6 protein-coding genes are annotated in these 9,213 nt (G+C 56.1%); all 6 read right to left on the reverse strand.

Going from position 1 to position 9,213, the window contains the following annotated elements:
- A partial coding sequence (locus RMSM_RS22305; protein WP_008701667.1) for a sulfatase family protein occupies positions 1-1,294 on the reverse strand: 1,294 nt, incomplete at its 3' end.
- 141 nt (positions 1,295-1,435) lie between these two features.
- Complete coding sequence (locus RMSM_RS22310; protein WP_008701669.1) at positions 1,436-2,944, reverse strand: sulfatase-like hydrolase/transferase; 1,509 nt, start codon at positions 2,942-2,944, stop codon at positions 1,436-1,438.
- 93 nt (positions 2,945-3,037) lie between these two features.
- Entirely contained in the window at positions 3,038-4,393 is a 1,356-nt protein-coding gene (locus tag RMSM_RS22315) for a sulfatase family protein (RefSeq protein WP_236622261.1), read from the reverse strand.
- Between the two features lie 238 nt (positions 4,394-4,631).
- A complete protein-coding gene (locus RMSM_RS22320) occupies positions 4,632-6,212 on the reverse strand; it encodes a sulfatase (RefSeq protein ID WP_081614276.1) in 1,581 nt (526 codons plus the stop codon).
- Between the two features lie 152 nt (positions 6,213-6,364).
- On the reverse strand, positions 6,365-7,969 hold the full coding sequence (locus RMSM_RS22325; protein ID WP_008701674.1) for a LamG-like jellyroll fold domain-containing protein: 1,605 nt from the start codon (positions 7,967-7,969) through the stop codon (positions 6,365-6,367).
- On the reverse strand, positions 7,969-8,493 hold the full coding sequence (locus tag RMSM_RS22330) for a sigma-70 family RNA polymerase sigma factor (protein WP_008701677.1): 525 nt from the start codon (positions 8,491-8,493) through the stop codon (positions 7,969-7,971). The genes RMSM_RS22325 and RMSM_RS22330 overlap by 1 nt, the downstream gene beginning before the upstream one ends.
- Positions 8,494-9,213: the final 720 nt, after the last annotated feature.

Genomic DNA, 9,213 nt, shown 5'->3' on the forward strand with positions numbered 1-9,213 from the left:
GATTGTAGAGCGTCTCCACGATGATTTTCTTCGACGTTTTGTCGCTTGAGACCTGTCGCTTCGATTTCTTGTCGTTCGGTGGCTTCTCGGTCGCAGTACGGTACTTCCAATCGCCGACACGGATTCCATCAACACCGCGGCCTCGCAGGTAGTAAATGGCTTCGTGGGGTGACTTGGCATCTGGGGTTCCGGAGAGCAGCGGCCAGATGTCTTTTCCGTCGATCATGCGGTCGCTTGGAACGTCGCCGCCGGCGAGTTTGGTCAGTGTTGGCAGCAAATCCATGACGGTGATAGCTTCGTCAGTTTCAGTGCCCGCAGGAATGCTGCCTGGCCAGCGAGCAACGAACGGGACACGCACGCCTCCCTCCAACGTCGAACCTTTGCCGCCTTTCAGCGGGCCGGCGCTGCCACCTTTTCCGGTGTTCGGGCCATTGTCCGACGTGAAGACGACCAGCGTGTTTTTGTCGAGCCCCAGTTCTTTCAGTGACAGCAGAATCTCGCCGGTACTCCAGTCGAGTTCCTGGATCGTGTCGCCGTAGATGCCTCGTTTGCTGCTGCCGACAAACTTCTCGGATGCATGCAGCGGGATGTGCGGCATGTTATGCGCCAGGTACACGAAGAACGGCCTGTCTTTATTCTGGGTGATGAAGCCGATGGTCTCGCGTGTGTACCGCTGAGTGAACTGCGTCTGGTCCGCGGGAACTTCGATCACGACATTGTCGCGAACCAGCGGACATGCCGCCGTTTCTCTCTTGAGGATGCCTTCCCGTGTGTAACCTTCGCGAAACACGCAGTCCGCCGCGCACTTTTTGATTGCTGGGTAATAGAACTGGCTGTTGGACGACGGCGTTCCGTACCAGGTGTCAAACCCGTGATTGAGCGGCTGGAACATGTCCTCGTTGCCGAGATGCCACTTGCCGATGATGGCTGTCGCATAACCCTGACCTTTCAGCAACTCCGGCAGCGTGATCTCGTCAGGGTTCAGTCCGTGGTCGTTCCGAGGAAACATCACACCGCCGATGCCAACGCGAGTCGAATGACTGCCGGTCATCAGAGCAACTCGCGTCGGCGAACAGACCGGAGAAACATAGAAGCTGTTTAACTTCATTCCCTCAGTTGCCATGCGGTCAATGTTCGGTGTGGCAATGTCTTCGGCGCCGTAGCACGACAGATCACCGTACCCAAGGTCGTCCGCCAGAATGACAATGACATTCGGCTTCCGTGGCTCTGATTGAGCGAACGAATGCGTGGCCGCCAGGCAAAGGACTGAAATTGTAAAAAGGGTCCGGTACATAGGTCTTGGGGTTCCGTTAGGCGAGAGGCAGGAGAAAATTTAGCTGTAGTGGACGAGGTTACGAGTCCTCGCCACGGTTTTCGCTACAGGGATACGTAACCTCGTCCACTGCGGCGGGTATAGACTTATTTGTCGGTCGCCTCAATTCGACTTCGATGTTGATTCGTCATCTTCCAGTGGCCTGCTGTCGGTGAACGCTCCCCAGAGTTTGCGTCTTGGATAATCCTTGTCCTGCTGGTAAGCGGATGCGTCGAAGTCGGGGTTGACCTTGGGGATTCTTGCACCGACCTTTTCAAAATAGGTCATCATGTCAATGAAAAGTCGCCGGTGCGTTTCCGGTTCCTGTTCGGCGATGTTGTGGACTTCCCCCATGTCGACCGACAAATCGAACAACATTGGTACATCGGGCTGATCATAGAAGTGCAATAGTTTTCGCTGGCCAGAGACGACGGCCGAGTGCGGCATACTGGAGCGATAGTGGGGGTAGTGGAAGTAAAGGTTGCGGTTCAGAAACACATCGTCCGGTTTCTCACCCGCGACGTATTTTGCCAGACTGACACCGTCGATCCCTTCGAGTTGCCGCGAATCGCCTCCGGCCCAATCGACAAACGTCGGCAGGAAGTCATAGTTGACGACGTTGCCAGTGAACGTGCTGCCAGCGGCGATTCCGGGGCCTCTGACGATCATCGGCACTCGAATCCCGCCTTGCCAAACCCACCACTTGGCACCGTGATGCGGCTGCTTGAGTCCCTTCGTTAGCTGGAGTTCTTTGTGTCGGTAACCGTTATCCGATACCAGCACGACAAAGGTGTTGTTCTCGATTCCTAGTTCGCGGATACGGTCAAGTACCGCTCCGATGCGTCCGTCGAGGTCATCGGCCATGCCGAGCCAGATGGCAGGATCTTCCTTGCGTTTTATGGTCTCGGCCGTCTTCCCGATCTTCCGGTAGTAGGCCTGCACGAGCGGGTGCCGAACGAATTTCTTACGCGTTGCCGGCAGGCACTCGCGGCCTTCGTGCATCGCGTAGTGTGAGATTTGCAGATAGAACGGCTGGCCGGCTTTGGCCTGCTCTGTCAGGAAGCCGAGCGCCTTTTCTGTGACGCTGAACATCAGCTTGGGATCGGTCAGGTCTTCCGGCAGACGCTGTTTGGCATCGTCGGGCAACGTATTGCCAGGCTTATTGTCCGTGTCGCCGTCGTGCTCCGCGTAACCCTCGTCCCCGGGATCGCCGCGCATGTGCCATTTGCCGATGTGAGCACTGACGTAACCGAGTGGTTTCAGTGCTTCGGGGATCGTCACTGCATCGGCGTCGATGGTCATGTCCGAAACGCAAGACACGACGGGAAAGCCGGCGTACTGGTTGCTCTCGTCGTAGTACTCCTGCCCACGCGCGTTCATATAGACCGTAAAGCCGTTGCGAGGCGAAGATTGCCCGGTCTGCACGCATACCCGCGACGGCGAACACTGCGGCGATGCATAGGCGCTGCGAAACTTCATGCCTTCGCGGGCCAGACGCTCAATGTTGGGCATTTGTAGGACGGGCATCCGCGAGTTGGCCAACGAATCGTCCATTGCCACCGGCGACCCATTCCAAGCCCAGTCGTCGATGAACAGCAGCACGATGTTCGGCTTTTCAGCGGCAATCAGCATTACTGGCGTGCCCGCACAGACCGCAGTAACGACGAAAACCGCAAAAATGAATCTAATAGTTTTCATGATAGGGTTCATTGCTTTTGTTTTGGCTTAATCTTGTTTGTCTTTGGTCTTGGTGTACTGCGTTGGCAGCGTGGCGACCCAGGCTGCGACTTTGGCGGACAACTGTTTCACGATCTCAGGATGTTCCGAGGCGACGTTATTGCTTTCGCTGGGGTCGATCGAGAGGTCGTAGAGTTCCGGTTCGCCGCGTTGTTTTCGGGGCAGATGCAGTTTCCATTTCCCGTCTCGGATGGCAGGCGTGCTGCCAGTGGAGCTGGTCTTCCAGAACAGTGGCTTTATTCGCTCGCGATCGGTGCCGAACCAGATGTCGGAGATGTCTTCGCCGTCGAACTCCTTCGGTCGTTGCTCGACTCCGGCAATGGCACACAGCGTCGGCATCCAGTCGATGAACGAGCAGACGTTTTGCGTATCGACTCGTCCGGCTTCGACCTTGTCGGGCCAGCGGATGATAAACGGAACCCGCGTACCGCCTTCGTACTGATCGTGTTTGCCGCCACGAAACTGGCCCGCATAACCGAGCATGTTGTTCGAGTATTTTCTGGCGCCCTGCTTTCCTAGAACCACCGGTGCCGGGCCGTGATCGCTAGAGAAGACGACGATGGTGTTGTCGCGCAACTCAAGTTCCTCAAGCGTCTCTAGCAGACGATCGACGTTGCGGTCGATCTGATAGACATCGCTGAGGTACTGCCGCATCGAATCGTCGAGATCGCCGCCGATTTTTTTGCACTCGTCGAACTTGTGCTGCATTGTTGGTGAGAAGTCGTTCCGTTTGACAGTGACATCGTTGAATTCCGCGGCAAGCCCCTTGGCTGTGTTGACGGGGAAATGCGTCGCGTGTCCCCAAACGTTGACGTAGAACGACTCGTCCTTGTTTTTGCGAATGAAGTCGATTGCGGCCGCGTACACGTCGTCATCTCGCCCGGTGTTACCAGCGATCACGTCGCGACTCTTGCCAATCACTCTCACTGTGTCGATGCCATAGGTACCGTCCGCATCATCCGGGCCAATATGCCATTTGCCGAAGTGGCCTGTTTGGTAGCCGCGTTTCTTCAGTAGTTCGGTGATCGTCACACGCTCGCCAAAACCAAAATCGGCTGCATACTTCGAGAAGCGAGCCGGAAACAGTCCTGTCATCAGTCCCGTGCGGCTGGGGTTACAGGTTACGCCCGTCACATAAAACTGTGTGAACCGCGTTCCTTCGTTAGCAAGTTGATCGAGTGCGGGCGTCTTTGCATAAGGATGCCCGTAGCAGCCGAGGTCGCCGTATCCAAGATCATCCGCGAACATGAAAACGATGTTCGGCGGCCGCGGTTCCGTTGCCTGGACATGCGATAGCGTGACGGTCATGCAAAAGATAGTCACTGCGAAAAATATGGATTTCATTTGTTGCTCAATCTCTCTTCGGCTGTACTTGCATCGGTTCCGCATCGCAGAATCGTCGACGGCCCGCAGGACTGTTCCTGTCATCCGTAGTGGACGAGGTAACGAGTCCGGCAATCCCAGTAGTGGACGAGGTCACGAGTCCCCGTGAACAGGACTCGTCAATCGTTCAGGACTCGTGACCTCGTCCATTACGGATTGATTGACCGGACGACTCGTTACCTCGTCCACGGTTTGCATGTCACTGCTTCGATTGCTTTTGCTTCACTTCGGGGGCGGTGTAAGGCAAATATTTTGGATGGGGAACGTAGTTGCCTTTGCCTTTCTGCCAGCGGAAGGTTTCGCCTTCGACGACGAGATCACGCCGCTCGTTCAGCTTGGGTTCCGGATCAGCAAATTCAGTTGGTGCTGAAGCACGCAGCGTGGTGATGACGTCTGCGTACTGTGGGTCGGACGCCAGGTTGTTCCACTCGTGCGGATCTTCTTTGATGTTGTACAGCTCTCGGTTCTTGTCGTCGTAATGGATGTAACGCCAGTCGCGATTCATCACCGCGTATTCCCCGGGGTTGATGGAGGGCAGATACACCGTTCTGTCAGTTGCTTCGGAGGGTTGCTTCAGTGTCGATGCCAGCGAAACGCCTTCCAGTTTCTGACGTGGTGCCGGCAAGTTGCATTTTTCAACCAAGGTCGGATAGATGTCGATCAGGCTGACCGTCACGTCGGTTCGAACACCTTTTGCCACGCCAGGGCCGGCCCACACAAACGGAACGTTGGAGGTTCGTTCCCACAACGTGTGTTTGCCCCACTGGCCTTTCTCGCCGAGGTGGTAACCGTGATCGCTCCACAACACCACGATGGTATTGTCGACATAGGGGCTTTCTTCGAGCGCACTGAGAATTCGCCCGACCATCGCGTCGGCGTAGCTGGTGCACGCCAGGTATCCGTGCAGAGCGTCTTTCCAAGCACCCATCGAAACCAGTTTGTCGTAGTGCTGCTTCTTGCGATTCTGGCGTTGCTTACGAATCTTGCCCGGCAGGTCGTCCAGGTCATCATCTTTGAACGCTGGAGTTTCGATGGCGTCTCGATCGTACAAATCAAAATATTTTTGTGGACAGTAGTTGGGGTAATGAGGAGCGTAGAAGCCGCAGGCCAGAAAAAACGGCTTGTCGTGTTTTTGCCCCAGTTGTTCCGCGGCCCAGTTGGCTCGGATGGTGTCTGCCATTTGCTCTTCCTGGTCGTTCGGAATCGCTCCCCATTCCAGGAACAGTCCGCCGGTGATCTGTTTGCCTTGGTTGTAGACGCTGGCCGGAAAGGGCTGTGGCACCGGCGTGTCGCTGCTCCACGATTCCAGGGCCCAACCGCCTTCACGCTGGAACTGATTTCGCAGAAAGAACTTTGTCCAACCACGTTGGTCGATCGCTCCAGCGGGATGATGAAACAGCTTGCCAGCCCCCAGCGTCGAATAACCCGCTTTGGCAAAGCTCATTTGCAGCGATTCAATCTCTGGATGATGCACAAAGTAATTCGGAGTGTTGTAGCATCCGGTTGTCGAAGCGTACTGGCCGGAAAAGATTGCCGCCCGACTGGGCGCACAAAACACGCCGGCGGTGTGACCATTCGTAAAGCACACACCACGAGCGGCAAGCCGATCAATGTTGGGTGTGATCGCACCCGGGCGTGACTCGAGACAGCCGACGAAATCGTTCATGTCGTCGACCGCCAGGAACACGACGTTGGCCCGCGTGTTGTCCGCGAATAGATGGCCGGAAGAGCTTGCGAGGACTAGAACGATACTGAGAAGGAAACGCGTTGGTATGTCCATAAGTTTACTTTGTTTGGAATGACCGAGCAGGATGCGTGACTGCGGCTATCAAGTAGCCTGACTCTCCGAGTCGGGCATGCAGAACCCCGACTCGGAGAGTCAGGCTACAGACTCGACACTGATTTCCCTATGTGGGAAGGTTGCTGTTGTTGTCATTGGGATCTGGCAAGCTCCTCTTGAGCCGTGCGATAGAGCGCCGCAATTTCTTCTTCATTGAGTGCTCGATCGAACAATGCCAGTTCATCGATCCGGCCGCCCCACAGCTGCTTCGCACTGGCGTCGGTTCCGAACCAAAGCGTATCGAACTCGCTGGCTGCGACTGCTGAACAGAGTTTGGAGGAGATGAGTTTCCCGTCTTCGTAGAGCTGCAATTGCCGGCCATCCGCGGTCACGACGATATGCCGCCACGTCTTTTGCGGCAGGACCGAGCCGCCCGTAGTGGACGAGGTCACGAGTCCTGAACCAGCCACGACTCCCCCAAAAACGGGACTCGTTACGTCGTCCACTACGGCGGGTACATTGCTGGTCCGGATTGTTGCCTGCAGCACTGCGTTCTCGTCGAGCGACAAGCCAAAGTTTCCTCGCTCGCCATCAAAGTTCGTGGCGACCACTCCATTTTGCGAATGAACTTCGAGATAAACGAACACCGTCAATGAAAACTGTCCTGTGCTCAATGACGGCGGTGAATCGACGCGTCCTCCACGACCGATGGAGTCGATTCCGACTCTCAGAGAGCCGCCGGCAAAGACACCTTTGGCATGGGGTGGGCGTTTGCCTTCACCAGTTAAAACGACGCCGGAGTATGTGGGCGGTTCCGACACTAGCCCGCGGTCGCGAATTGGCATTCGGTAGTAGGCCACAGGCGACAACCGCTTGATTGCGCGAGCGTAGTTCAACCTCAGTTCATCGAAGTTGCGAATGAATCGGTTGGTTTCGACGGAGATGCCCACGGGGTTGGGCGCCCCGCCTGTAATCCGGACGGCCTCCGACGCGTGAAGATCAACCGACTTGGAAGCGTCACGCTGATTCGATGTCCCCGGATTCACGCGCACGAGCCCATCAAACACATGAACCTCGCTCGCGCCGCCCTCAACATCGATGGAGAATTCTGTGCCAAAATCAATGACTTCCGCCTCGGGGGTTTCCACTGTAAACCCGATGCCCTCGGGAGGAACCGTGGCTGATAGACGCCCGCTGTAAAGCATGACTCGCCGGTCACTCACCGCATCGAAGCGGGCTGGAGCCTCCACATACACCATGACTCCGCCGCCGAATCGCAGATTCAGCAATCCAGCCTGCAGCTGATAATCGCCCGCGGGCAGTTGCGGATCGTCCCATTTCTGTCCCGCTTTCGTCAGCACCCCACTCACATTGCGAACAACCGATGCTGTCACGCGGTCGCCTGGGGCTGGAGGGACGCTGCGGTGGGGCCACAGGAAAGCAACCAGCAGGCAAGCCGCTGTCACCAGCCCGGTCGCCATCGCCAGCAACCGCTTTGGCGATCGAAACACCGGCGTCTGGTCTTGCTGCGGTGTCCAGGCAGGAGCAATCGCCGAAGCAACGCGGTTGGCCTCCAACGCCCTCGCCTGGATGTGCCGCCGCCGCAGCGAGTGCCGCAACTCCGCATGAAGCTCAGCGCGAAGCGCAAACCGCTGAAGGTTGGCGGGGGTCTTCACCCACTGCTGAAATGCTGCAGCCTCTTCGTCGGACGGCTCTCCCGAAAGCATGCGATCGATCAGTTCATCGTCGACGGTCATTACCGATTCTCCAAGGCAAGTCGTCGGTCAATGCAACTGGCGAGTGCCGTTCGGACGCGCGATAGCAGGACTCGAACCGATCCGCTGGTGGATCCTGTTTCCTGAGCTATTTCGGCAGCGGACCTTCCTTCGACGTATTGCAAATCGAGCAGTCGTCGAGACCTTGGCGGCAGTTCATTCAAACAGACTTCGAGTGCCTCGCGTCGTTGGCTACGACCGTCAGATTGGCTCACGATCGTATCAGCGAGTTGACTGAGCAATTCATCGGAAAAAACAATCCTTGATTGTCCTTGAGTGCGGTAGAAATCAATCACCCGAGATTTGGCAATCCATAGTGCCCAGCCGACGAAGGGCCGACCCGAGTCATACTCGTCAAACCGACGTGCCAGTTCCTGAGCGATCCGCTGCACGACGTCTTCGGCATCGTGAAACCCAGCAATGGACGCGAACACGTAAGCGGATATGGAAGGCTCGGCCTCCAACCAGCGGTGAGTGAATTCTTCTCGTTTCTGACTTTCGTCCATACGCACAACCGATGCAAAACAACTTAGAGACGACTGTATGCCGAATGCGAACGGGAATCGTTAACACGAATCCGCAGAAAAACTCTCATTCTACCCGCCCGCCACCACGCAACGCCCAAATCTCTCGCTGGACCGTTCAAAGGCAAGCGACCACCACGACGAGAGGCATATCGGTCGAGCCCCTTTCAACCCCGATGTTTTCCGGAGTCCGGCGCCGTTCTACTCAACTCGATCGAAAGGGGAGGGGCCGACGGAGTCGCGCTGGGTTATCTGACAGTTCTCAGACGACAGAGAAACGCCGGCGACGGGCGATGACGCAAGTGGTTGCGAAATAACGGGATGGAAACGAAAAAAGCCGACCTCTGGGAAAATCCAAACGTCGGCTTTTAAAGTGGTTCGTGGATGACAGGCAAGATGCCTATCCCACGGAAGTTGCAATTTGGGTCGACATTTTATGACCTCATGGTTACCCGGAAACACACGCAAGGGGCTATGGCATGCCTTTAAGTTGCGTTAAGTCGCTCCAAACTTGTTACCCTTTCAGTTCGCTACTGCAAAACGAACTCCAAACATAAACCCGCACTGGTCGGCAATTCGTCCACATAGATTGATTCGGCCCACGCTTAACGATGCTTTCTCTTTGGATTCAGTTTTTGTGTTTTACGAAGAAGTCGACGGTGGCTTGGATGACCTCTTCTTTAGTAGGCGTGATACCATTGT

This window comes from Rhodopirellula maiorica SM1, assembly GCF_000346295.1.
GTDB classification, from domain to species: domain Bacteria; phylum Planctomycetota; class Planctomycetia; order Pirellulales; family Pirellulaceae; genus Novipirellula; species Novipirellula maiorica.

What these genes read in the sequence shown, in the direction of transcription:
- RMSM_RS22310 (WP_008701669.1), bottom strand. Translation starts at nt 2,944, where the DNA reads ATGCTGATTGCCGCTGAAAAGCCGAACATCGTGCTGCTGTTCATCGAC.
- RMSM_RS22315 (WP_236622261.1), bottom strand. Translation starts at nt 4,393, where the DNA reads ATGAAATCCATATTTTTCGCAGTGACTATCTTTTGCATGACCGTCACG.
- RMSM_RS22320 (WP_081614276.1), bottom strand. Translation starts at nt 6,212, where the DNA reads ATGGACATACCAACGCGTTTCCTTCTCAGTATCGTTCTAGTCCTCGCA.
- RMSM_RS22325 (WP_008701674.1), bottom strand. Translation starts at nt 7,969, where the DNA reads ATGACCGTCGACGATGAACTGATCGATCGCATGCTTTCGGGAGAGCCG.
- RMSM_RS22330 (WP_008701677.1), bottom strand. Translation starts at nt 8,493, where the DNA reads ATGGACGAAAGTCAGAAACGAGAAGAATTCACTCACCGCTGGTTGGAG.